Raw genomic sequence first — 22,942 nt, forward strand, 5'->3', positions numbered from 1 at the left:
TTGGCGAACGTCATATTTTTTACTATCATGAAAGATAAGGAAAATAAACTATTGGTACTAGTGTATAAAATATTGCCTCAAAGTATCGTTTGGTAGAAGAAATGAAAGCTATAAATAGTTTCACTTTATTTCTGGAGAGGAGAAGGTATTGAAATCATGTCAAGATCTCAAGAAATTTCTAAGTGGTTTCGTAATTTACAACATTCGAAAAAACTAAGTTGGATTTCTTACGTTGTGTTAGGAGCAGTGCTGTTTTTTGCGCTTATGAATAATGTAAAACCAGAACAATTAGATGTTAATATGTATTCTATTGCGAAAAAGACAATCCATTCTCCTATAAAAATTGAAGATAAAGTTACAACGGATAAAAAGAAAAAAGAAGCCGCTACAAAAGTTGAAGATCAATATACATATAAAAGTGAGTATAAACAAAACAAAGTTGATATTGTGAATGACGTCTTTGCTAAAGTGGATGAAGTGGTGCAAGAGATTAAAGCTGTTGGACCGGATGATCAAAAAAAGATGACTGATGCTGAGAAAGTGGACAAGTTAAAAAAGAAACTACCCGCTGACTTAACGAAAGAATTATCTGATTCAAACTTACTAAGTTTGATTAATGCAGATTCGAGCCAATTAGTATTAGCGAAAGATGCTGCGGTCACGGCGATTAATAGTATCATGACTGAGCATATTAAAATGGACGAATTGAAAGATGCGAAAGAACGATATGTAAGTGAGATGAATAGTGTTAATGTTGATAATGGTTTAAAAGAGTCGATTAAAGCGCTAGGAAGATATGCAATTTCAGCGAACTATTTTTATGACCCGATCTTAACGAAAGAGAAGAGAAAAGCAGAGGAAGACTTAGTTCCACCTGTTTATATTCTTCAAGGACAAGTTCTTGTTAGAGAAGGTGAAACCATTTCAAGTGATGTGTATAATCAGTTGAAATTAGTTGGTTTGTTAGAAAAAGGGAACGGCTTTCAACCTTATGTTGGATTAGCGGTACTCATTGGTGTGTTACTATACTTTATGCATAAACAATTTGAATTATTTTTAAAGAGAAAAAGAGAAGATAGACCGTATGTTTTAGCGTATATTACAATTTTGTCTATCACAATCGTCTTAATGAAAATCATTAGTTTGTTTCAAAAACTTGAATACGCGGGGATTGCATATGTTGTCCCAGTTGCGATGGGAACAATACTTGTAAAACTAATGATTGGTGATCGATTTGTCTTTTTAACGAGTATGATTTTTTCTGTATGCGGAAGTATTATGTTTAATGAAGGGGTAACGAGTACATTAAATTATAGTGTAGGGATTTACGTATTGTTAAGTTCATTATCGGTTAGTATTTTCTTGCGAGAAAAAAATCGTCGTACAATGATTTTACAAGCTGGTATACTCGTTTCTGTATTAAATGTAGTCGTATTGGCGGCGCTCTTATTATTACGTAATGGGAATTTTTCGCCTCTTGAAATTGGTACGCAATTATTAATGGCTTCACTTTCAGGGATTATATCATCCGTTTTGGCTATGGGGATTTTACCATATTTAGAAAGTGGACTTGGAATCGTATCAAGTATGAAGCTTATGGAATTATCAAGCCCAAATCATCCGCTTTTACGCAGAATTTTGTTAGAAGCGCCAGGGACATATCATCATAGTGTAATGGTGGCGAATCTTTCTGAGGCTGCTTGTGAAGCAGTCGGGGCAAATGGTGTATTAGCGCGTGTAGGGGCATATTATCATGATGTAGGAAAAACAGTACAACCGCAATTTTTTATTGAAAACCAAATGGGAATTGAAAACCCGCATGATAAATTAGATCCTGTAACGAGTAAAGATATTATAATTGCTCACGTAACGGATGGAGTAAGAATGCTCGAAGAATATCATATTCCACAAGAAATTATTGATATCGCTGGGCAACATCACGGTACAACGTTACTGAAATATTTTTATTATAAAGCTATTAAAGAAGATAAAGAAAAATATACAGAAGAGATGTTCCGTTATCCAGGTTCAAAAGCAACTTCGAAAGAATCGGCAATTGTTGGTATTGCTGATAGTGTAGAAGCTGCGGTACGTTCTATGAATCACCCAACGCCAGAACAAATTAATAATTTGGTGCAAAGTATTATTAAAGATCGACTGCAAGACGGTCAATTTAGTGAATGTGATTTGACGTTTAAGGAACTACAAATCGTTGGAAAAACGTTGTGTGAAACGTTAAATGGTATTTTCCATTCGCGTATTACATATCCGGAACCTCCGGAAGAAAAGGAGAAAGAATGAATTTGTTAATTGATTTTATTGATGAAACAGAAGAAGTAAAAGAAGAGTATATGAGTTTAATTCGTGAAGTGTTAGAAAAAGCAGCTCAAATGGAAAATATCGAGGATGGTGCGGAGGTATCGGTGACATTTGTAGATAATGAGCGCATTAGAGAAATTAATCGTGATTACCGAGATAAAGATCAACCTACAGATGTAATATCCTTTGCCATGGAAGAGATGGGAGAAGGAGAAATGGAGATTGTTGGTGCAGAGATGCCGCGCATGTTAGGGGATCTTATTATCTCTATTCCAAGGGCGAAAGAGCAAGCTGAAGAGTACGGACATTCTTTCGATCGTGAACTTGGATTTTTGGCGTTACATGGCTTTTTACATTTACTTGGTTATGATCACATGACAGAAGAAGATGAAAAAGAAATGTTCGGAAGACAAAAAGAAATTTTAGAAGCTTTTGGATTAGGACGATGAAAAAAGGAAAACTTATAGATAGTTTTGGATATGCTATAGCTGGTATATTCTTTTGTTTTCGTCATGAACGAAATATGAAAATCCATTATTTAGCCGCAGTCATTGTTATATGCTGCGGCTTTTATTTCCATATTACGAAAATAGAGTGGATGATATTACTTATTGTAATAGGGAGTGTAATGAGTTTAGAGATGGTAAATACGGCTGTGGAAAAAACGGTAGATTTAGCGACTGCCGATATTCATCCGTTTGCAAAAATTGCAAAGGATGTTGCGGCAGGAGCGGTTTTATTGTTTGCAATTATAGCTGTTATAATTGGTGCTATTATCTTTTTACCGTATATGGTATAGTTGCATTCCGAAGCTTTTATTAAGCTTTGGAAGTGCCGTAAGGGCCTTTAATGAGAGAGTGTATCTCTTCATAGCTGTGAACAGGAAGGATGCGGGAATATGAATAGTAAACAATTAATTCTAGAAGCAATCGAAGCGCGTAAACAAGCGTACGTACCATATTCTAAATTTCAAGTAGGTGCAGCATTATTAACGCGCGGTGGAAAAGTATATCGTGGATGTAATGTTGAGAATGCATCATATGGCTTATGTAATTGTGCTGAAAGAACAGCTTTATTTAAGGCGGTTTCTGAAGGGGATAACGAATTTGTAGCCATTGCGGTTGTAGCAGATACAAAGCGTCCAGTACCTCCTTGTGGAGCATGTCGACAAGTTATGGTAGAATTATGTAAACAGGATACGAAAGTATACTTATCAAACTTACATGGTGACGTTCAAGAGACGACAGTCGGAGAATTGTTACCAGGAGCATTTTTAGCGGAGGATTTACATGAATAGAAAAGGTTATAAATCAGGTTTTGTCTCTATTATTGGCAGACCGAATGTTGGAAAATCTACATTTTTAAACCGTATTATCGGCCAGAAAATTGCTATTATGAGTGATAAGCCACAAACGACTCGTAATAAAATTCAAGGTGTATATACAGAAAATGATGCACAAGTTATTTTCATTGATACACCAGGAATACATAAACCTAAACATAAATTAGGCGACTTCATGGTAAAGATGGCGCAAACGACATTAAAAGAAGTTGATATTGTTCTGTTTATGGTTAATGCAGTTGAAGGATTTGGTCGTGGTGAGGAATTCATCATTGAGAAATTAAAAGAAACGAAACAACCAGTATTTTTAGTCATTAATAAAATTGACCAACTTCATCCAGAGCAATTACTAGAGTTAATTGATCAATATCGTAAACTACATGAATTTGCAGAGATTGTACCAATTTCTGCGTTAGACGGTAATAATGTGGACGCTTTAATTGGAACAATTAAAAAGTATTTACCAGAAGGACCACAATACTATCCAGAGAATCAAGTAACGGATCATCCGGAGAGATTTATTATTGCAGAGCTTATTCGTGAGAAAGTACTACATTTAACACGTGAAGAAGTGCCGCATTCTGTGGCTGTTGTTATCGATGCGATTCAAAAGCGTGAGGGCGGGGCAGTTTATATAAATGCAACGATTGTTGTTGAACGTGCATCACAAAAAGGAATCATCATCGGAAAACAAGGAAAAATGTTAAAAGAAGTTGGTAAGCGAGCTCGTTTTGATATTGAAGCGCTACTTGGTTCTAAAGTATTTTTAGAAGTATGGGTAAAAGTGCAAAAAGATTGGCGTAATAAAATGTCTCAGCTTCGTGACCTAGGTTTCCGCGAGGATGAGTACTAAAATAGAGTAAAGTTGTAATCAGTGGATGGTTGGTTCATCCACTGATTATTGGTTTTTATGAACTTTGATAAATTAGGAAAAATTTTTCTCACATGAAAATGGACAAAATGGGTCAATTTAATAACAACAAAGGAAATTGGTTTATAGGCTACGCTTATTGAGAAAGGTGGATTCTTATGCTAGATTTTACCTGGAAGTTTTTCTCCAAAACAGGAAGCATTGAAACGTACTTGCTTTTGAAAGAAATGGAAAAAGACGTAAACGATGAGATGGATCAACATGAAGAGGAGCTAGCGCATCTAGACTCTCCAATTTCTTGACCCGTTTTGTTCAAACCTTGGATGGTGACGAACATGTTTCAAAAAGTTGAGGGCATCGTTATCCGTACGACAGATTACGGAGAAACGAACAAGATTGTTACAATATTCTCAAGAGAACTTGGTAAGGTAAGTGCAATGGCAAGAGGGGCAAAAAAACCGAAAAGCCGATTAGCATCTGTGTCGCAATTAATGACACATGGCCAGTTTCTTATTCAAATGGGATCTGGGCTTGGAACATTGCAACAAGGCGAGATTATTTCAACTATGAAAGAAATTCGCGAGGATATATTTTTAACTGCTTATGCATCATTTATTGTTGAATTAACTGATAAAGCAACAGAAGATAAAAAACATAATCCGTATTTATTTGAAATGTTATATCAAACGTTGCATTATATGTGTGAGGGTGTTGATCCAGAAGTATTATCATTAATTTATCAAACGAAAATGCTTCCGGTATTAGGGATGCGCCCGTACTTTGATACATGTGCGATTTGTCATCAAGAAACAGACTTTGTCGCCTTCTCCGTCAGGGAAGGCGGTTTTCTGTGCTCACGTCATGCAGAGCAAGACCCATATCGTATACCGGTAGGAGAAGCTGTTCATAAATTATTACGTCTTTTCTTCCATTTCGATTTACATAGGCTCGGAAATGTATCGGTAAAGGATAGCACAAAAAAACAAATGCGTTTAGTATTGAATACATATTATGATGAATATTGCGGAATTTATTTGAAATCAAGACGTTTTTTAGAACAACTTGATAAGTTTCAAATATAATTTTGGGCCGTATACGGTCCTTTTTACATACTTTCTTTTTCGAATAGCATATTTAGTATATAATATTTAAGAGATAGTATAACTTTTTTCGTTGTGCATTAAAGGTGGTGATTATCATAGAGCTGAATAAACGGCAAGAACATATCATTCAGATTGTAAAAGATCACGGTCCTATTACAGGGGAATCAATTGCAGCGCAATTGGGTCTAACACGTGCGACGCTAAGACCAGACTTAGCAATTTTAACGATGGCTGGTTATTTAGAAGCACGTCCACGCGTAGGTTATTTTTATACGGGTAAAACTGGGGGGCAGCTATTATCTGAAGCTGTTAAGAAAATTAAAGTACAAGATTATCAATCTAGACCGGTTGTAATTGATAAAAATGTTTCCGTATACGATGCAATTTGTACGATGTTTTTAGAGGACGTTGGTACATTGTTCGTTGTAGATCAGATGACTCTATTAGTTGGTGTTGTGTCTCGTAAAGATTTATTAAGAGCGAGCTTAGGAAAGCAGGATTTAACCTCTCTTCCGGTTAATATTATCATGACAAGGATGCCAAACATTGCGATGTGTCGTAGAGAGGATTCTTTATATGATATTGCGATGGAATTAATAGAAAGACAGATTGATGCAATGCCAGTTGTAAAAGATACGAAACAAGGTTTAGAAGTGATTGGGCGAATTACAAAAACAAATATTACACGTGCGTTTGTAAATTTAGTAAATAACGAATAAGTGTAATTTGTTTAAAGTGAGGTAATGTAATGGATAATAAAATCGTATATGTCGTATCTGACTCTGTAGGGGAAACGGCTGATTTGGTTGTTCGAGCAGCAATGGGGCAATTCCCGTTTGCTCCTGATATTAGACGTGTACCGTATGTAGAAGATACAGGGACATTAAAAGAAGTGATTTCGATTGCTAAGAGTAATCAAGCACTTATATGTTTTACGTTAGTTAAGCCTGATATGCGCCAGTATTTAGTAACAGAGGCTGCAAAAGAAGGGGTAGAGGCATACGATATTATCGGCCCTCTTATTGATCAAATTGAAGAAATTACGGGGCAAGTGCCGAGATATGAGCCAGGTGTTGTCCGTAGGTTAGATGAAGAATACTTTAAAAAGATTGAAGCGATTGAGTTTGCTGTGAAGTATGATGACGGCAGAGATGCACGAGGTATTTTAAAAGCAGATATCGTGTTGATTGGTGTTTCGCGTACATCAAAAACACCACTTTCCCAATATTTAGCTCATAACAAACGCTTGAAAGTTGCGAATGTACCACTCGTGCCAGAAGTTGACCCACCTGAAGAACTATATCAAGTGGCAAAAGAAAAATGTTTCGGTTTGAAAATTACGCCAGATAAGTTAAATCATATTCGAAAAGAACGATTAAAATCACTTGGATTAAGTGATGGAGCAACATATGCAAATATTAATCGTATTCAAGAAGAAATTGATCACTTTGAGGAAGTAATTAGTAAAATAAATTGCCAAGTAATCGATGTATCGAATAAAGCGATTGAAGAAACAGCAAATATTATTGTGAATGCAGTGCAAAACCAAAAAATGTTTTAGCACATTTACCAAAGGTGAATGTGCTTTTTTCGCTCGTGTGAAATATGATACCTATGGATTTTGTAATAGATTGTAGTGTAATGGTTATACTTATACTCCTTTGTCTTTTAGTATATTCAAGGTGTGAGTTTGTCATCCTGAAATGTAAGATGAAAAAATAAAGGGATATGTAGCGTAGTTGAAGAAAATATATTATAATAAAAAATTGTGATAAAAACCTATATTTTACGTTTAGACTTTAATTTTTCAGAATAAACTAGGGATAGGATTTACGAAAAAGACATGTAATTACGTTAAATCGACAAAATCTATACAAGAAAACGCACATTATGGAAGGATTCACAGAAGGGATGTAGAATACAGAAATATGCAAAACATCAACAACATATTAGTTGGTGTAGATGTATATCCCGTGAAGGCTGAAATTGTGCAAGTTGGAGCGGAATTTCATGTCGGAATTTTGTTTGTCGCATCATATGCTCATCCTTTAAGGAAATAGCAAGGCAATTGGATCATTGTAGATACTGAACAAAATGGAGTTGATTGTTATATGGATCAACATGAAAAAGTTACAGATCTCAAGATCAAACAGTATATGTGGCTTGCTACTCTTCTTGGAAAAAGGTGTATATGTATTGTTTCTAAGAGATACATTTGTAACAGATGAGCAAATGTATACAATTTTATATAGCAAGTATGTATATGCGATTTATGCAGATAAAGGACCTATAGGAAAGGTTCAAAATCGTTTATACAATGTAATCGGCAACACTTTCTAACAAGTTTAGAAAAATATTGTCGAATTATAAAGGAATTTTTTAATTTATATCGAATACAAAATACGACACGGAGATGGAGTTATGGGGAACAGAATTCCCGAAGAAGTTGTTGAACAGATTCGGACATCATCCGATATTGTAGAAGTCATTGGTGAATACGTTCAACTTAGAAAACAGGGGCGTAACTATTTCGGCCTTTGTCCATTTCATGGTGAGAATTCTCCTTCATTCTCTGTTTCATCTGATAAGCAAATTTTTCATTGCTTCGGATGTGGAGAAGGTGGAAATGTATTTTCCTTTCTAATGAAAATGGAAGGACTGGCTTTTACCGAGGCTGTTCAAAAGCTAGGCGAAAGAAATGGAATTGCGGTTGCAGAGTACACATCAGGACAAGGACAACAAGAAGACATATCTGATGACACTGTCATCATGCAACAAGCTCATGAATTATTGAAAAAGTATTATCATCATTTATTAGTAAATACGGAAGAGGGAAATGAAGCACTTTCATATTTATTAAACCGTGGTATTACGAAAGAGATGATTGAGAAGTTTGAAATTGGTTATGCATCACCTGCTTGGGATGCGGCGACGAAAATTTTACAAAAAAGAGGTTTATCGCTGTCTAGTATGGAACAAGCTGGCCTTCTAATAAGAAGTGAGAAGGATGGTAGTCATTACGATCGCTTCCGTGGAAGAGTTATGTTCCCGATCTATACGTTACAAGGTAAGGTGATAGCGTTTAGTGGAAGGGCGTTAGGGGATGACACTCCGAAATATTTAAATAGCCCTGAAACACCGATTTTTCACAAAAGTAAATTGTTGTATAACTTCCACCAAGCAAGACCGTTTATTAGAAAGCGTGGGCAAGTGGTTCTTTTTGAAGGATATGCCGATGTACTAGCTGCGGTAAAAAGTGGTGTGGAAGAAGCTGTTGCGACAATGGGAACAGCTTTAACTGAAGAACAAGCAAAACTTCTGCGACGTAACGTTGAAACTGTTGTTCTTTGCTATGATGGTGATAAAGCAGGGCGAGAAGCGACGATGAAAGCAGGGCAATTATTGCTAAAAGTTGGTTGCCAAGTGAAAGTCACATCCTTGCCAGATAAGCTTGATCCTGATGAATATGTGCAACAATATGGGACTACCGCTTTTGAAAATCTTGTGAAATCAAGTGTGAGTTTTGTTGGTTTTAAAATAAATTATTTGCGTTTAGGGAAAAATTTGCAAGATGAGTCTGGCAAAGAAGAATATGTGAAAAGTGTTTTAAAAGAGTTATCGTTGTTACAAGATGCGATGCAGGCAGAGTCATATTTGAAGTCATTATCGCAAGAATTTTCGTATTCAATGGAAACACTTTTGAATCAATTGCACCAATATCGCAAAGAACAAAAGGTACAGCAAAAACAAATAAAGCAGGTTGCTAAACCGTCTCAAGTCGTTCAAACAAAACCGAAGTTAACAGGTTTTGAAAGAGCGGAAAGAGAAATTATTTACCATATGTTGCAAAGTGCAGAAGTAGCTGTTCGTATGGAATCCCATATAGAAGATTTTCATACAGAAGAACATAAAGGGATTTTATATGAACTATACGCATATTATGAAAAGGGAAATGAACCTTCAGTCGGAACATTTTTAAGTTGGCTCTCTGATGAAAAGTTGAAAAATATTATCACTGATATTTCGACGGATGAATTTATTAATCCAGAATACACAGAAGAAGTGTTGCAAGGCCATTTGGAGACGCTTAGGCGGCATCAGGAAAAACTTGAAAAGATGGAGATCATCTTTAAAGTGAAACAAATGGAAAAAACAGATCCTGTAGAGGCTGCTAAATATTATGTAGCATATTTACAAAATCAAAAAGCGAGAAAATAGCTTTTTTGATAAAGTTTTAGTATAATGAATGTTTGTATCTCGCGTAAGGAGGGGAACAGATGGCTGACAAACCAGCTCGTTCTAAACAAATTGAAACTGAAATGACCCTTGAGCAAGTGAAAGAACAACTCACTGAGCTCGGAAAAAAACGTGGCGTTCTTACATATGAAGAGATTGCAGAACGCATGAATGGATTTGAAATTGAATCCGATCAAATGGATGAATACTATGAATATTTAGGTGAACAAGGCATTGACTTAGTTGGTGATAATGACAACGAAGAAGGCCCTAATAATCGCCAAATTTCAAAAACAGAAGAAGAGTTTGACCTCAATGATTTAAGTGTACCACCAGGGGTTAAAATCAACGATCCTGTTCGTATGTATTTAAAAGAAATTGGTCGTGTAGACTTACTATCTGCAGAAGAAGAAATTCGACTTGCAACGCGTATTGAAGAAGGCGATGAAGAAGCGAAACGTCGTCTTGCAGAAGCAAACTTACGTCTTGTAGTAAGTATTGCAAAGCGCTATGTAGGCCGTGGTATGCTTTTCTTAGACTTAATTCAAGAAGGTAATATGGGTCTAATTAAAGCTGTTGAAAAGTTCGATTATCGTAAAGGTTTCAAATTTAGTACGTATGCAACTTGGTGGATTCGCCAAGCTATTACACGTGCCATTGCAGACCAAGCGCGAACAATTCGTATTCCAGTCCATATGGTTGAAACGATTAACAAGTTAATTCGTGTACAACGCCAATTATTACAAGATTTAGGTCGTGAACCGTCTCCTGAAGAGATTGGTGAAGAAATGGATCTTGCTCCAGAAAAAGTACGTGAAATCTTAAAAATTGCACAGGAGCCAGTTTCTCTTGAAACACCAATTGGTGAAGAAGATGACTCCCATTTAGGTGACTTTATTGAAGACCAAGAAGCAACATCGCCTGCGGACCATGCAGCCTATGAATTGCTAAAAGAACAATTAGAAGATGTGTTAGATACGCTAACAGATCGTGAAGAAAATGTTCTACGTCTTCGTTTCGGTTTAGATGATGGACGAACTCGTACGCTTGAAGAAGTTGGGAAAGTATTTGGCGTAACGAGAGAGCGTATCCGTCAAATTGAAGCAAAAGCACTTCGCAAATTAAGACATCCAAGCCGTAGTAAGCGTCTTAAGGATTTCTTAGAATAGGTTATTTTTTAAGTTTACTTCACCATTGTGAAGTAAACTTTTTTATTTTGTTAATTTTTGTTAAAATTTAGCTATCGGCAACGATTACAATTTCTTGTAATTTATTTTACAGAATTGTCTTTTGATTTGCAAATGCTCATTTTTCGATTTTTCGATTAATTTTGTTTATTCTATACAAAAATATATGTAGAAAAGCGAAAAATATGATGAGAAACGTTAATAATTATCGAAATAATAAGCGATATGACAATAAAAAACAATAAACTGAATTTATGGAATATTTTTAACAAGTGGTAGTTTACTCTTTTCTGATAGAGCGTTTTCAAGTACAATGGAAATGACTGAATCATCTAACTATTTAGGGGTATAGAGGGGGGAGAAGAGATATGAAACGTAATCCGCTGATTCCGTTCGCTCTTATTGCAGCATTGGGTATTATCGTTATGTTTGTATTTTCATTTCAGGGGCTAAATAAATCTAAAGAGTTAGCTGATGCAAAAAATGGCGGGAAGCCAGCACAAACGGCATCAAAACCAGAAGATATTGTGAAGCAAAGCTGTACGAGCTGCCATGGTGATCAGTTACAAGGGGCAGTTGGACCTAACTTGCAAAAAATTGGTGGGAAACTTTCAAAGGATGAAATTAAAGAAATTCTTTCGAAAGGAAAAGGCAATATGCCTGCCAATATAGTTCCAGCTGATCAAGCCGCTAAAGTAGCTGATTGGTTATCGAAGAAAAAATAAAGTTCCGTATGACAAGCCTTTTGCTTATGCAAAGGGCTTGTTTTTCTATATTTTCTAAAATACGATGAATGATAGAGCAGTGAATTGTTGTTATGGGCTTGCAACAACTACTATAAATTCATTATCATGGAGACAGACTGACAAGAGAAGGAGTAATGGAAATACATGAATGAAGTAAAGCTTTCAAAACGATTAGAAGAAGTTGTACGTGAAATACCAGTAGGATCTACAGTCGCTGATATTGGATCGGATCATGCGTATTTACCGTGTTATACAATTATAAATAATATTGCTACAAAAGCAGTTGCAGGAGAGGTCGTAGATGGACCATTTCGCTCTGCGCAAGCAACTGTAGCTGAAAGTGGTTTACAAGATAAAGTAGATGTGCGTAAAGGGAATGGATTAGCTGTTATCGCACCAGGAGAAGTAGATGTAATTACAGTTGCCGGAATGGGCGGAGCGTTAATTCGTGACATTTTAGAAAGTGGTAAAGAAAAATTAGAAGGTGTAACACGTTTAATTTTACAGCCTAATATTGCAGCGCATCATATTCGTGAATGGTTTATTGAGAATGGTTGGGAGCTTATCCATGAAAAAATCGTAAAAGAAGATGGGAAAATTTACGAAATTTTAGTAGGGGAGCGAGGAAATGTTGCAGCGCCTTACTCTGAAAATAAACAAGCTGAATTGTTTATGGGACCATTTTTAATAACAGAAAAAAGTGAAGCCTTCGTTGAAAAATGGGAAGGAGAATTAAAAAACTTCCAAAATATTTTAAAACAGTTAGAACGTGCAGCTGATTCTGAAGAAACAAAAGCGAAGCGTGGGGAAGTAGAAGCGAAAATGAAAATGATAGGGGAGGTTTTATCATGAGTAAAATTCCAAATGGCCATGAAATTATTTCTTTATTTGAAAGTATGTATCCGAAGCATTTGGCGATGGAAGGAGATAAGATTGGCCTGCAGATTGGAGCGCTTAATAAACCGGTGCGGCACGTATTGATTGCGTTAGATGTAACGGAAGAAGTTGTGGATGAAGCAATTCAATTAGGGGCAAATGTCATTATTGCTCATCATCCTTTAATTTTTAACCCGTTAAAAGCGATTCATACAGATAAGGCGTATGGGAAAATTATTGAAAAGTGTATTAAAAATGATATTGCAATCTATGCAGCGCATACAAATGTGGATGTTGCTAAGGGCGGGGTAAATGATTTACTTGCTGAGGCGTTAGGATTGCAAAATACAGAAGTTTTGGCACCGACATATGCAGAAGAAATGAAAAAAGTTGTTGTGTTTGTGCCAGTCACTCATGCAGAAGAAGTAAGGAATGCATTAGGAGACGCAGGTGCTGGTCATATCGGCAATTATAGCCACTGTACGTTTAGTAGCGAGGGTACAGGTACATTTGTACCTCAAGAGGGGACAAATCCTTATATCGGGGAAACTGGACAGTTAGAACGTGTAGAAGAAGTGCGAATCGAAACGATTATTCCAGCTTCATTACAGCGGAAAGTGATTAAAGCAATGGTAACGGCGCACCCTTATGAAGAAGTAGCATACGATGTGTATCCGCTTGATAATAAAGGTGAAACGTTAGGCCTAGGAAAAATAGGATACTTACAAGAAGAAATGACGCTTGGTCAATTTGCAGAACATGTGAAACAATCATTAGACGTGAAGGGCGCAAGAGTTGTCGGTAAGTTAGACGATAAAGTGCGTAAAGTAGCTGTACTTGGTGGAGATGGTAATAAATATATAAACCAAGCGAAATTTAAAGGAGCAGATGTATATGTAACTGGTGACATGTACTATCATGTTGCTCATGATGCGATGATGCTCGGTTTAAATATAGTTGACCCAGGACATAATGTTGAAAAAGTAATGAAACAAGGTGTACAAAAGCAATTACAAGAAAAAGTAGATGCAAAGAAACTCAATGTACACATTCATGCTTCGCAGTTACATACAGATCCATTTATATTTGTATAAGAAAAATAAAAACCGTTGCTCATGCAAGCAACGGTTTTTATTATTGTTCTTTTTTCACTTTCACGCGAGGTAATATTTTTTGTAACGGTACTTTTCGAACTCTTTCCCATGTAGCGGGATTCATTGGGTTATATTGCTCTAAGAAAGCGATAACTTCTTTCGTAATTGGCGTTGGAGTAGAAGCACCTGCTGTAACAGCTACGTTTTCTACACCTTGTAGCCACTCTAATTGAATTTCGCTTACATCAGCAACTCGATATGCTTTTGTACCCGCGATTTCTTGTGATACTTGTGCTAAGCGATTTGAATTGTTACTTTTCGGATCACCAACAACAATTGTTAAGTCTGCAACATCAGCTTGTTTAGCGACAGCTTCTTGGCGAACTTGAGTTGCTAAACAAATTTCTTTATGGAATTCTGCTGTTGGGAATTTTTTTTGAATGTCCTCCATTAAATGTTGAACATCCCATTGACTCATCGTTGTTTGATTTGTTACTAAAATTTTATCTGTTGGGATTTCTAATGTTTTTAAATCATCGGCTCTTTCGATAAGGTGAACGATGTCAGGTGCAATACCAACTGCGCCTTCTGGCTCTGGATGATTTTTTTTACCGATATAAATGACATGATACCCTTCCGCTTTCTTAGCTTCGATAAGGTCATGCGTCTTGGTAACATCTGGGCAAGTAGCATCGATTGTTGTTAAACCTTTTTCTTTTGCGCGTTGTTTAACTTCTGGAGAAACACCGTGTGCAGTGAAAATAACAGTACCAGAATCAATTTTATCTAAAATTTCTAAGCGACTTGGACCGTCTAATGTGATGATTCCATCTTCTTCAAAAGCGTCTGTAACATGTTTATTGTGAACAATCATACCTAAAATATAAATGGGTCTCGGCAATGATTTATCTAATGCGGCGTTACGTGCAATTACCATTGCATCGACAACACCGTAGCAATAACCACGAGGGGAAATTTTAACAATTTTCATATGAGTAATCCTCTCCTTCTAAACAAGGGATACTTTTGTGCATAGTCTTTTACATTATAAAGGAGGAGTGGATAGAAAACAAAGGATTGTTACACATATAGTTTTGGTTTTGTTGCTGTTTGTTGAACTGGTTCTTTCGGTAACTCTTTTTCTATTACAGGTTCAATCACTATTTTCTTTCGTTTTCGTTTCTTTTTTTGAGGTGCAGGAGGCGGACTTTCTACTTCAACTGGCTCTGTTACATTTTCCGTTTGATTTTCTTCCGTGCTTTTTCCAGAGGTGAGGATTTTAACAATGCTTGGTAGACTACGCATAATAGGACCGTACTGTTCGACGACAGGACCTACAGATTGAACGACTTGGGATACTTTTTCGATGTTATTTATCATATTAGTTGGATTTGAAATTAAGTTCGAAAAAAAACTGCCGATGCCACTGCTTGCTGTTGCCGCAGCTGTAGTTGTGCCCCCGCGCGTTTCATTTGATTCATACATTTGAGGCGGTATCATTTGCTCAGGATGTTGCTGCATGTATGGTTGATATTGTGGATGTTGCTGCGGATATTGTTGCTGGTATTGCTGCGGATATTGCTGATGATATTGCGGCGGTGGTGGTTGCTGATGCATCATTGGTTGCCCTTCCATTTGTCGGTAAGGTGGAACCATTTGCATAAAAGGCTCGGTTGGATCGTGTTTTTTAAAAAGCTTAGCAAGAAAACCTTTCTTTTTTTGTGCCATTGGTGGTAGTTGTGGAATTGGATATGGTGTATAAGGTTGCTGCCCTGGATTCGGATACATTTGCCTTGTAGGGGATTTCGGAAACATGTGAGAAATCCTCCTTTCTTCAGTTAGGTATATACACATACAATATGCAATAAAAGGGAAGAAGGTTAGTTTTTGAAGTGAAAACCTAAACTAAAGATGGATTTTACTTGTAGATTTCGATATAATGTAGACTTGACTGATTTGTGCGCGCAGTAGAAATTTTAGAAAGAAGGTGTAACTTATGACACAACAAACTTTTACACAGTATGATTTTAAACCATTTTTAATAGATGCAGTTCGTGAACTACGCTTTACAGAGCCGACAGGAATTCAGCAGAAAATTTTCCCAGTCGTGAAAAAAGGTGTAAGTGTAATTGGACAATCCCAAACAGGTTCTGGGAAAACACATGCATACTTACTTCCTACATTAAACAGAATTAATGCAAGTCGTGAAGAAGTACAACTTGTTATTACAGCGCCTACTCGTGAGTTAGCACAACAAATTTACGAAGAAATCGTGAAATTAACAAAGTTTTGTGCGGAAGACCAAATGATTACAGCACGTTGTTTAATTGGTGGAACTGATAAACAACGTTCAATTGAGAAATTGAAAAAACAACCTCATATCGTAGTTGGGACACCAGGACGTATTAAAGACTTAGTTGAAGAACAAGCATTATTTGTTCATAAAGCAAATACGATTATTGTCGATGAAGCAGACTTAATGCTTGATATGGGATTCATTCATGATGTAGACAAAATTGCAGCACGCATGCCTAAAAACTTGCAAATGTTAGTTTTCTCTGCAACAATTCCTCAAAAACTAAAACCGTTTCTGAAGAAATATATGGAGAATCCAGAGCATATTCATATCAATCCAAAACAAGTTGCAGCTGGAAACATTGAACACTATTTAGTGCCTTCTAAACATCGTAATAAAATTGATTTAGTGCATAAAATGCTACTTCAATTTAAACCGTATTTAGCAGTTGTTTTCACGAATACGAAAAAGATGGCAGACCAAGTTGCTGATGGATTAATGGAACGTGGCTTAAAAGTTGGACGAATTCACGGGGATTTATCACCACGTGATCGTAAAAAAATGATGAAACAAATTCGTGACCTTGAATTCCAATATATTGTTGCGACTGATTTAGCAGCACGTGGTATTGATATTGAAGGGATTAGCCATGTTATTAACTATGAGTTACCATCAGATTTAGATTTCTTCGTTCACCGCGTTGGAAGAACAGCACGTGCGGGGCATTCTGGTATTGCAGTGACGATTTATGATCCAGCAAACGAAGAAGCGTTAGATAGCTTAGAAAAACAACGTCATATCGAGTTTAAACATGTAGATTTACGTGGAGATGAGTGGGCAGATTTAGGTGAGCGTCGTCGTCGTAAGAGCCGTAAAAAACCAAATGACGAACTTGATGTTATGGCAACGAAAGTTATAAAAAAACCGAAAAAAGTAAAACCAAACTATAAACGTAAACTTGCAACAGAACGTGACAAAGTGAAGAGAAAATATAGCAATAAAAAAAGATAAGGGGTTTCCCTTATCTTTTTTTAATCCCGGTAATTTAAATGAAGAGTATAGTCTGTCTAAATAGTCATATGAATTTGTGTAGTGCGTCTTTTGTGAACAAACAATTCACTACATATTTCTACAAATTATGCTATCATTATATCTATTGTATATTGAAGAGGTGATTGTATGTTAAAGATTGGATCTCATGTTTCTATGAGTGGTAAGAAAATGTTATTAGCAGCAAGTGAAGAGGCTGTTTCATACGGTGCAACAACGTTTATGATTTATACAGGTGCACCGCAAAATACACGAAGAAAACCAATTGAAGAATTGAACATAGAAGCAGGAAGAAAACATATGGAGCTGAACGGAATTGAGGAAATTATCGTCCATGCGCCGTATATTATTAATGTTGGGAATACGACGAAGCCAGAAACATTCCAATTAGGCGTAGACTTTCTTCGCATGGAAATTGAAAGAACATCGGCATTAGGTGTAGCGAAACAAATTGTTCTTCACCCAGGAGCGCACGTTGGTGCTGGAGCAGATGCTGGTATTCAACAAATTATTAAAGGGCTTAATGAAGTATTAACGCCAGAACAGACGGTTAACATTGCGTTAGAGACGATGGCAGGAAAAGGAACAGAATGCGGTCGTAGCTTTGAAGAAATTGCGAAGATTATTGATGGTGTAAAATATAATGAAAAGCTATCTGTATGCTTTGATACGTGTCATACGCACGATGCAGGATATGATATTGTAAATGACTTTGACGGCGTATTAAACGAATTTGATAAGATCGTTGGTATAGATCGTTTACAAGTACTTCATATTAATGATAGTAAAAATGTACGCGGAGCAGGAAAAGACCGTCATGAAAACATTGGATTTGGTCACATTGGGTATAAAGCATTGCATCACATTGTACATCATCCACAGTTAATGCATGTACCAAAAATTCTTGAAACACCGTATGTAGGGGAAGATAAAAAAGATAAGAAGCCACCATATAAATTGGAAATCGAAATGCTGAAAAACGGCACTTTTGATGAAGGGCTTCTTGAAAAAATTAAAGCGCAATAAGGAGGGGAAATCCCCTCCTTATTTTAGTAGTTGCTGAAATAATGTATTTACTTGTTGGGCAGTGGCAGGGGAAGTTACTTTTGCGATCTGTTTTAAGAGCTCTAGTCGCTCGTTGTTATCGTAAATATTAATATTTTTACCCTTCATAAGTAAAACGATTTGGTCAGCTTGTGCGGCTGTAATAGGAACTTCGTATTCTTTGCTATATTTTAATAACTCTTTTGTAGAAATATGATTTAATTTTTTATTAACAATTTGTTTAATGAGGTTCATCTTATTATCCTCCTTCACGCGTTCTTCTATCGAAATATATGAGCATGTAGCTTGTACATATTCGTATGGAGTTTCTTTTTTCATGAGGAAAAGAAGCGTATGTTATAATATAAGGACGAAACTACAGAAAAAGAGTACAGGGAGGGCTTATGGAGCAAAAGCAACATCGAAAAGAAAGTGTTATTCATCTCATTTATCGTTTAGTTATGATTATTTTTGGAGCAGCATGCGCGGCGGTGGCGATTGAACTATTTTTAATGCCAAATAAAATTATTGATGGTGGAATTATTGGTATTTCTCTTATATTAGATTATCTTACTCCTAACATTTGGTGGTTAAGTTTTTCTACTTTAGTCGTTGTTCTCAATATCCCATTTATGTATTCCGGTTATAAGCAAATTGGAAAAACATTTATGTTATCTTCGACATTTGGTATTGTAGCGTTAGCTTTCATTGAGTCAACGTTACATGCGGTGCCACCATTTACAACAGAACCTATTTTAGCGACAGTGTTTGGTGGGCTTATTTTAGGTCTTGGTGTAGGACTTGTAATTCGTCATGGTGGGTCGTTAGATGGAACTGAAATTATGGGGATTTTATTAACGAAGAAACTACCGTTCTCTGTTGGTGAATTCGTAATGTTTGTGAACTTATTTATTTTTGCATGGGCAGCATTTGTGTTTGGTGTGGAACAAGCGATGTATTCTGTTATGACGTACTATATCGCATTTAAAACAATCGATACAGTAATTCAAGGGCTAGATGAAACGAAGGCGGTTTTAATTGTATCTGATCAATATGAGGAAGTATCAAACGCGATTTTGCATCGTCTTGGCCGTGGAACGACAAAGCTTGTAGCGAAAGGTGGTTACACGGATAAAGAAAAAGAAGTTATTTATGCAGTTGTAACGCGTCTAGAAGTGACGAAGTTAAAATCAATTGTGCATGAAATTGATGAAAATGCATTTGTTACGATTATGAGCACGCAAGAGACAAATGGTGGTAAGTTTAAATCGGCTATTCACTAAAAGTTTATAGGAATATTTTTTGAAAGCAGAGAATTTTTCTCTGCTTTTTGTTATAATAGTAAGGTTTCTTGAAAAAATAGATATATTTTAGGCAGATTGGTTTACAACTATAATAAGCTGTACTATAATTCAAATAGATATAAATCGGAATCATTCTGAATTAAAATAGGTGAGATGCTATGAATAATATATTAGAAATTGAAGGTTTAACATTCCGATATGAAGATCGGAATGTGTTAGAAAATATTAATTTGCAAGTTCCGAAGGGAGCTTTTTTAGGTTTAGTGGGACCGAATGGTTCAGGTAAATCAACTTTACTTAAGTGTTTATTAGGCGTTTTAAAGCCAAAAGAAGGAAGCATACGCGTGTTTGGCGTTGATAGTAAGAAGTTTAAGGAATGGAACAAAGTTGGTTATGTATCCCAAAAGGCAAATAGTTTCAATTCTGGTTTTCCAGCAACTGTTTCTGAAGTTGTCTCAATGGGACTTGTTTCGAAAAAAGGGCTTTTTCGCTTTTTTACAAAAGAGGATAAAAAAAAGGTAGAAAAAGCAATTGCTGATGTAGGGATGAGTGAGTTTCAAGGTCGTAACATTGGAGAGCTTTCTGGTGGACAGCAACAGCGTGTATTTATTGCTCGTGCGCTCGTTAGTGATCCTGAATTGCTTATTTTGGACGAGCCTACTGTTGGAATCGATGTGAAAAATGTGGAAAGTTTTTACGAAATATTAGAGGATTTAAACAAAAGGCTCGGGATCACATTAATTCTTGTTACTCATGATATGGGAGCTGTTACTGAAAAAGTAACACATGTTGCATGCCTAAACCAACATCTACATTTCCATGGAAATGTAGAGAAGTTCCGAGAGTTAGAAGATGCAGAAATGTCCGTCTTATATGGACATCATGTTCATCGTTTAGAACACGAACATGAGCATCACGGGAGGATATAATGATACAAGATTTTTTACAATATGACTTTTTACGTAATTCTTTATACGCAGGTATTTTAATTGGACTTGTTGCACCGCTAATTGGTGTGTTTGTTGTTATTCGTCGTTTATCTCTTATTGCGGATGCATTAAGTCACGTGACGTTATCGGGTATTGCAGCAAGTTTATTACTTGAAAAAACCATTTTTACAGGTGGATTTTTAAACCCCTTATATATGGGGATGATTTTCTCGATTGGTGGAGCGCTACTAATCGAAAAGTTACGAACTGTATATAAGCACTATCAAGAATTAGCAATTCCAATTATCCTTTCGGCAGGGATGGGGGTTGGAGTTATTTTCATTTCACTTGCAAATGGATTTAACACAGACTTATTTAGTTATTTATTTGGTAGTGTCAGTGCTGTAACAAGTACAGATTTAATTATTATTGGGATTGTAGCAATTGTTGTTGTTGCGACAATTATTTTATTATATAAAGAGCTGTTTCTATTATCATTTGATGAGGAATACGCAGTATCAACTGGTTTAAGAGCGAAATGGATTCACTTTATTTTCATTATATTAGTTGCTCTTGTCATTGCAGTATCAATGCGTGTAGTGGGGGTTCTTCTCGTATCATCATTAATGACATTACCAGTTGCAGCAAGTATTCGTATTGCTAAAGGATTTAAACAAACAATTTTCTTTTCCATTTTATTTGGTGAAATTGCAGTAATTGGTGGAATGTTTGCTTCGTATCAACTTGATCTAGCGCCAGGTGGTACAATTGTTATGATAGCAGTTCTTATTTTAATCGGTGCGATTTTATGGAAGAAGAAAAAAACTGCATAAAGTAGGGATAGGTATGAATCTAACAGAAGCTTTACGCCTAATGAAAGAAAAAGGATATAAACATACTGGAAAAAGAGAAGAGATGCTCAGATTATTTGCAGCACATAATCGTTATTTAACTGCGAAAGACGTTTTAGAACATATGAAAGACGATTATCCAGGGCTTAGTTTTGATACGATTTATCGTAACTTAACAGTTTTTGCTGAGATTGGTGTTTTAGAACAAACGGAATTAAATGGCGAAAAACATTTTCGTTTTACTTGTTCTATTATGGAACATCATCATCATTTTATTTGTTTGGATTGTGGGGGGACGAAAGAGATTACTTCCTGCCCAATGGATTTTATGAATAAAGATTTTACTGGTTATGAAGTAACGGGTCATAAGTTTGAAATATATGGTCGTTGTCCAAAATGTGCAAAGTAAAAGCTCGTCGGTTATGTAACTGACGAGCTTTTTTACGTAGAAAAGAAGGTTGCTCACAAATATTGTGGCAACCTTCTTTTTATTGTTCTTGTGTCTCTTTTTCTTTTTCTCGTTCAGCAGCCATTTCAGCAGCAATTACGTCGATTTCTTTTTTCAGTTCTTCTACCATTGTTTCTTCTGGTACTTTACGAACGACTTGCCCTTTACGGAATAATAATCCCTCTCCACGTGCACCGGCAATACCGATATCAGCTTCACGAGCTTCACCAGGGCCATTTACAGCGCAACCAAGTACTGCAACTTTAATTGGTACTTGAAGTGTAGAGATGTATTCTTCCACTTCGTTAGCAATGCTAATTAAATCGATTTCAATACGACCACAAGTTGGACAAGAGATAAGTGTTGCTGCATTAGACGCAAGACCGAATGATTTTAATAATTCGCGAGCAACTTTTACTTCTTCAACTGGATCAGCACTTAATGAAATACGTAGTGTATTTCCGATGCCTTTATTTAAGATTGCTCCAAGACCAGCAGCACTTTTTACAGTTCCGGCAAACAATGTTCCAGATTCTGTAATACCTAAATGTAATGGATAATCAAAAGCACGAGCAGCTTTCTCGTATGCTTCGATTGCTAAGTTAACATCAGAGGCTTTCATAGATACGATAATATCGTGGAAATCTAAGTCCTCTAAAATTTTAATATGATGTAGCGCGCTCTCAACCATACCATCTGCAGTTGGGTACCCGTACTTTTCTAAAATGTGTCGCTCTAATGAACCAGCGTTTACACCGATACGGATTGGAATACCGCGCTCTTTTGCTGCATTTACAACAGCTTCTACTTTATGGCGACGACCAATATTACCTGGATTGATACGTACTTTATCGATGCCACCTTCAATTGCTTTTAAAGCAAGGCGATAATCAAAATGAATATCAGCAACAAGTGGAATGTTGATTTGTTTTTTTATATCAGCAATAGCATCTGCTGCGCGTTCATCTGGAACGGCAACGCGGACGACTTGACAGCCGGCTTCTTCTAAACGCTTGATTTCAGCAACTGTTGCTTCAACATCATGTGTTTTTGTTGTTGTCATACTTTGTATAATTAATTCATTATTACCGCCGATTGTTAAATTACCGACTTTAACTGGACGTGTTTTTGTACGATGAGTCATTTCATTCACGAATAGATCGCTCTCCTTATAAAAGAAGTTTCTTATTTAGTCCCTCATATCAATGATGGTATACGTGATATAGGGCTATAGAAACCGAAGTAC

At 36.3% G+C, this 22,942-nt stretch carries 25 protein-coding genes; 21 read left to right on the forward strand and 4 right to left on the reverse strand.

Annotated elements, in window-relative coordinates; translation table 11 throughout:
• The first annotated feature begins 156 nt into the window (after positions 1-156).
• The 15 genes from ACTFO4_RS02890 (at position 157) to ACTFO4_RS02960 (ending at position 13,774) form a co-directional block, all read left to right on the forward strand.
• A complete protein-coding gene (locus ACTFO4_RS02890) occupies positions 157-2,301 on the forward strand; it encodes an HD family phosphohydrolase (RefSeq protein ID WP_017673538.1) in 2,145 nt (714 codons plus the stop codon).
• On the forward strand, positions 2,298-2,768 hold the full coding sequence (gene ybeY / locus ACTFO4_RS02895) for an rRNA maturation RNase YbeY (RefSeq protein WP_001050397.1): 471 nt from the start codon (positions 2,298-2,300) through the stop codon (positions 2,766-2,768). Before ACTFO4_RS02890 ends, ybeY begins: the two co-directional genes overlap by 4 nt.
• Positions 2,765-3,118 carry a diacylglycerol kinase family protein gene (locus ACTFO4_RS02900; protein WP_000715464.1) on the forward strand — a complete coding sequence of 118 codons (354 nt, stop codon included), beginning with the start codon at positions 2,765-2,767 and terminating at the stop codon, positions 3,116-3,118. Before ybeY ends, ACTFO4_RS02900 begins: the two co-directional genes overlap by 4 nt.
• 99 nt (positions 3,119-3,217) lie before the next feature.
• Entirely contained in the window at positions 3,218-3,616 is a 399-nt protein-coding gene (locus tag ACTFO4_RS02905; protein ID WP_017673539.1) for a cytidine deaminase, read from the forward strand.
• Positions 3,609-4,514, forward strand: coding sequence for a GTPase Era (era, locus tag ACTFO4_RS02910; protein WP_001080230.1), 906 nt, complete (start codon positions 3,609-3,611; stop codon positions 4,512-4,514). The genes ACTFO4_RS02905 and era overlap by 8 nt, the downstream gene beginning before the upstream one ends.
• A gap of 176 nt (positions 4,515-4,690) precedes the next feature.
• Positions 4,691-4,834: a YqzL family protein gene (locus ACTFO4_RS02915; RefSeq protein ID WP_000883924.1), complete on the forward strand. Its 144-nt coding sequence runs from the start codon at positions 4,691-4,693 to the stop codon at positions 4,832-4,834.
• A gap of 33 nt (positions 4,835-4,867) precedes the next feature.
• A complete protein-coding gene (gene recO, locus ACTFO4_RS02920) occupies positions 4,868-5,614 on the forward strand; it encodes a DNA repair protein RecO (protein WP_000487013.1) in 747 nt (248 codons plus the stop codon).
• A 107-nt stretch (positions 5,615-5,721) separates the two neighbouring features.
• On the forward strand, positions 5,722-6,354 hold the full coding sequence (locus ACTFO4_RS02925) for a helix-turn-helix transcriptional regulator (RefSeq protein ID WP_000583756.1): 633 nt from the start codon (positions 5,722-5,724) through the stop codon (positions 6,352-6,354).
• Between the two features lie 29 nt (positions 6,355-6,383).
• Positions 6,384-7,196 (forward strand): pyruvate, water dikinase regulatory protein, encoded by an 813-nt coding sequence (locus tag ACTFO4_RS02930; RefSeq protein ID WP_000368944.1) that lies wholly within the window; start codon positions 6,384-6,386, stop codon positions 7,194-7,196.
• 635 nt (positions 7,197-7,831) lie between these two features.
• Complete coding sequence (locus tag ACTFO4_RS02935) at positions 7,832-7,975, forward strand: hypothetical protein (protein WP_000479733.1); 144 nt, start codon at positions 7,832-7,834, stop codon at positions 7,973-7,975.
• A gap of 81 nt (positions 7,976-8,056) precedes the next feature.
• Complete coding sequence (gene dnaG, locus ACTFO4_RS02940; protein WP_000528221.1) at positions 8,057-9,853, forward strand: DNA primase; 1,797 nt, start codon at positions 8,057-8,059, stop codon at positions 9,851-9,853.
• A gap of 59 nt (positions 9,854-9,912) precedes the next feature.
• A complete protein-coding gene (rpoD, locus tag ACTFO4_RS02945; protein ID WP_000764065.1) occupies positions 9,913-11,040 on the forward strand; it encodes an RNA polymerase sigma factor RpoD in 1,128 nt (375 codons plus the stop codon).
• A gap of 386 nt (positions 11,041-11,426) precedes the next feature.
• Complete coding sequence (gene cccA, locus ACTFO4_RS02950; protein ID WP_000828141.1) at positions 11,427-11,783, forward strand: cytochrome c550; 357 nt, start codon at positions 11,427-11,429, stop codon at positions 11,781-11,783.
• Positions 11,784-11,948: 165 nt separating this feature from the next.
• The gene (locus tag ACTFO4_RS02955) at positions 11,949-12,656 is read left to right on the forward strand and encodes a tRNA (adenine(22)-N(1))-methyltransferase (RefSeq protein ID WP_001006542.1); all 708 of its coding nucleotides are present in this window, start codon (positions 11,949-11,951) and stop codon (positions 12,654-12,656) included.
• On the forward strand, positions 12,653-13,774 hold the full coding sequence (locus tag ACTFO4_RS02960) for a Nif3-like dinuclear metal center hexameric protein (protein ID WP_000036243.1): 1,122 nt from the start codon (positions 12,653-12,655) through the stop codon (positions 13,772-13,774). Before ACTFO4_RS02955 ends, ACTFO4_RS02960 begins: the two co-directional genes overlap by 4 nt.
• Positions 13,775-13,814: 40 nt before the next feature.
• Here ACTFO4_RS02960 and ACTFO4_RS02965 read toward each other — a convergent pair whose 3' ends face one another.
• Positions 13,815-14,765, reverse strand: coding sequence for a 4-hydroxy-3-methylbut-2-enyl diphosphate reductase (locus tag ACTFO4_RS02965; RefSeq protein ID WP_000706662.1), 951 nt, complete (start codon positions 14,763-14,765; stop codon positions 13,815-13,817).
• 89 nt (positions 14,766-14,854) lie between these two features.
• Positions 14,855-15,589: a YqfQ family protein gene (locus ACTFO4_RS02970; protein WP_017673541.1), complete on the reverse strand. Its 735-nt coding sequence runs from the start codon at positions 15,587-15,589 to the stop codon at positions 14,855-14,857.
• Between the two features lie 181 nt (positions 15,590-15,770).
• On the opposite strand from ACTFO4_RS02970, the gene ACTFO4_RS02975 reads away from it, so the two are divergent.
• Both ACTFO4_RS02975 and ACTFO4_RS02980 read left to right on the forward strand, forming a co-directional pair.
• Positions 15,771-17,081, forward strand: a complete 1,311-nt coding sequence (locus ACTFO4_RS02975) for a DEAD/DEAH box helicase (protein WP_000194017.1) — start codon at positions 15,771-15,773, stop codon at positions 17,079-17,081.
• 168 nt (positions 17,082-17,249) lie between these two features.
• On the forward strand, positions 17,250-18,146 hold the full coding sequence (locus tag ACTFO4_RS02980) for a deoxyribonuclease IV (RefSeq protein WP_000912460.1): 897 nt from the start codon (positions 17,250-17,252) through the stop codon (positions 18,144-18,146).
• 18 nt (positions 18,147-18,164) lie between these two features.
• Here the strand turns inward: ACTFO4_RS02980 and ACTFO4_RS02985 are convergent, their stop codons facing one another.
• Positions 18,165-18,419: a DUF2624 domain-containing protein gene (locus ACTFO4_RS02985; RefSeq protein ID WP_001048954.1), complete on the reverse strand. Its 255-nt coding sequence runs from the start codon at positions 18,417-18,419 to the stop codon at positions 18,165-18,167.
• 149 nt (positions 18,420-18,568) lie between these two features.
• Between ACTFO4_RS02985 and ACTFO4_RS02990 the strand changes: the two genes are divergently transcribed.
• The 4 genes from ACTFO4_RS02990 (at position 18,569) to ACTFO4_RS03005 (ending at position 21,657) form a co-directional block, all read left to right on the forward strand.
• Entirely contained in the window at positions 18,569-19,447 is an 879-nt protein-coding gene (locus ACTFO4_RS02990; RefSeq protein ID WP_000435963.1) for a YitT family protein, read from the forward strand.
• Between the two features lie 179 nt (positions 19,448-19,626).
• Positions 19,627-20,397: a metal ABC transporter ATP-binding protein gene (locus ACTFO4_RS02995; RefSeq protein WP_001059662.1), complete on the forward strand. Its 771-nt coding sequence runs from the start codon at positions 19,627-19,629 to the stop codon at positions 20,395-20,397.
• On the forward strand, positions 20,397-21,230 hold the full coding sequence (locus ACTFO4_RS03000) for a metal ABC transporter permease (RefSeq protein ID WP_000613815.1): 834 nt from the start codon (positions 20,397-20,399) through the stop codon (positions 21,228-21,230). Before ACTFO4_RS02995 ends, ACTFO4_RS03000 begins: the two co-directional genes overlap by 1 nt.
• Before the next feature lie 13 nt (positions 21,231-21,243).
• A complete protein-coding gene (locus tag ACTFO4_RS03005; RefSeq protein WP_001054516.1) occupies positions 21,244-21,657 on the forward strand; it encodes a Fur family transcriptional regulator in 414 nt (137 codons plus the stop codon).
• Between the two features lie 79 nt (positions 21,658-21,736).
• On the opposite strand, the gene ispG is transcribed toward ACTFO4_RS03005, so the two are convergent.
• A complete protein-coding gene (ispG, locus tag ACTFO4_RS03010) occupies positions 21,737-22,840 on the reverse strand; it encodes a flavodoxin-dependent (E)-4-hydroxy-3-methylbut-2-enyl-diphosphate synthase (protein WP_153577907.1) in 1,104 nt (367 codons plus the stop codon).
• Positions 22,841-22,942 lie beyond the last annotated feature (102 nt).

The organism is Bacillus cereus group sp. MYBKT14-1, from assembly GCF_051915185.1.
GTDB classification, from domain to species: Bacteria; Bacillota; Bacilli; order Bacillales; family Bacillaceae_G; genus Bacillus_A; species Bacillus_A cereus.

Bases quoted from the DNA above. Each gene is read 5' to 3' on its own strand.
- ybeY (WP_001050397.1), top strand. From the start codon at position 2,298: ATGAATTTGTTAATTGATTTTATTGATGAAACAGAAGAAGTAAAAGAA.
- ACTFO4_RS02900 (WP_000715464.1), top strand. From the start codon at position 2,765: ATGAAAAAAGGAAAACTTATAGATAGTTTTGGATATGCTATAGCTGGT.
- ACTFO4_RS02890 (WP_017673538.1), top strand. From the start codon at position 157: ATGTCAAGATCTCAAGAAATTTCTAAGTGGTTTCGTAATTTACAACAT.
- recO (WP_000487013.1), top strand. From the start codon at position 4,868: ATGTTTCAAAAAGTTGAGGGCATCGTTATCCGTACGACAGATTACGGA.
- ACTFO4_RS02915 (WP_000883924.1), top strand. From the start codon at position 4,691: ATGCTAGATTTTACCTGGAAGTTTTTCTCCAAAACAGGAAGCATTGAA.
- ACTFO4_RS02955 (WP_001006542.1), top strand. From the start codon at position 11,949: ATGAATGAAGTAAAGCTTTCAAAACGATTAGAAGAAGTTGTACGTGAA.
- ACTFO4_RS02965 (WP_000706662.1), bottom strand. From the start codon at position 14,765: ATGAAAATTGTTAAAATTTCCCCTCGTGGTTATTGCTACGGTGTTGTC.
- ACTFO4_RS02990 (WP_000435963.1), top strand. From the start codon at position 18,569: ATGGAGCAAAAGCAACATCGAAAAGAAAGTGTTATTCATCTCATTTAT.
- ACTFO4_RS02930 (WP_000368944.1), top strand. From the start codon at position 6,384: ATGGATAATAAAATCGTATATGTCGTATCTGACTCTGTAGGGGAAACG.
- cccA (WP_000828141.1), top strand. From the start codon at position 11,427: ATGAAACGTAATCCGCTGATTCCGTTCGCTCTTATTGCAGCATTGGGT.
- ACTFO4_RS03005 (WP_001054516.1), top strand. From the start codon at position 21,244: ATGAATCTAACAGAAGCTTTACGCCTAATGAAAGAAAAAGGATATAAA.
- ACTFO4_RS03000 (WP_000613815.1), top strand. From the start codon at position 20,397: ATGATACAAGATTTTTTACAATATGACTTTTTACGTAATTCTTTATAC.
- era (WP_001080230.1), top strand. From the start codon at position 3,609: ATGAATAGAAAAGGTTATAAATCAGGTTTTGTCTCTATTATTGGCAGA.
- dnaG (WP_000528221.1), top strand. From the start codon at position 8,057: ATGGGGAACAGAATTCCCGAAGAAGTTGTTGAACAGATTCGGACATCA.
- ACTFO4_RS02980 (WP_000912460.1), top strand. From the start codon at position 17,250: ATGTTAAAGATTGGATCTCATGTTTCTATGAGTGGTAAGAAAATGTTA.
- ACTFO4_RS02970 (WP_017673541.1), bottom strand. From the start codon at position 15,589: ATGTTTCCGAAATCCCCTACAAGGCAAATGTATCCGAATCCAGGGCAG.
- rpoD (WP_000764065.1), top strand. From the start codon at position 9,913: ATGGCTGACAAACCAGCTCGTTCTAAACAAATTGAAACTGAAATGACC.
- ACTFO4_RS02905 (WP_017673539.1), top strand. From the start codon at position 3,218: ATGAATAGTAAACAATTAATTCTAGAAGCAATCGAAGCGCGTAAACAA.
- ACTFO4_RS02985 (WP_001048954.1), bottom strand. From the start codon at position 18,419: ATGAACCTCATTAAACAAATTGTTAATAAAAAATTAAATCATATTTCT.
- ispG (WP_153577907.1), bottom strand. From the start codon at position 22,840: ATGACTCATCGTACAAAAACACGTCCAGTTAAAGTCGGTAATTTAACA.
- ACTFO4_RS02975 (WP_000194017.1), top strand. From the start codon at position 15,771: ATGACACAACAAACTTTTACACAGTATGATTTTAAACCATTTTTAATA.
- ACTFO4_RS02995 (WP_001059662.1), top strand. From the start codon at position 19,627: ATGAATAATATATTAGAAATTGAAGGTTTAACATTCCGATATGAAGAT.
- ACTFO4_RS02960 (WP_000036243.1), top strand. From the start codon at position 12,653: ATGAGTAAAATTCCAAATGGCCATGAAATTATTTCTTTATTTGAAAGT.